Origin of the sequence: Pantoea sp. GbtcB22 (genome assembly GCF_019091025.1) — a bacterium.
GTDB classification, from domain to species: Bacteria; Pseudomonadota; Gammaproteobacteria; order Enterobacterales; family Enterobacteriaceae; genus Pantoea; species Pantoea leporis.
Map to the genome: position 1 here is coordinate 1 of NZ_JAGXKB010000961.1, position 232 is coordinate 232.

At 52.2% G+C, this 232-nt stretch carries 1 protein-coding gene; it reads right to left on the reverse strand.

The genetic code is table 11. From position 1 onward, the window contains the following. Positions 1–25: 25 nt before the first annotated feature. A partial coding sequence (locus KVT28_RS27175) for a S24 family peptidase (RefSeq protein ID WP_305801846.1) occupies positions 26–232 on the reverse strand: 207 nt, incomplete at its 5' end.

Consider the following 232-nt stretch of genomic DNA (forward strand, 5'->3'; position numbering starts at 1 on the left):
GAATTCACATCTACCAGGGCAAACATCAGCGGCCTATGATTTTAATCACGTGTTTAACGATGCCGAAGACTTCGAACTCATCGGCGTCAGGAAAGGCGATCACCGCATGCGCGGTATTCATCGGTTTGAGATGGAGGTAAGGCTGTAACATCAGCTGTTTCACGGTGCACTCGCCGGAAAGCGAAGCCACCACAATGGCACCGTGTTTGGGTTTGAGCGAGCTGTCCACCAC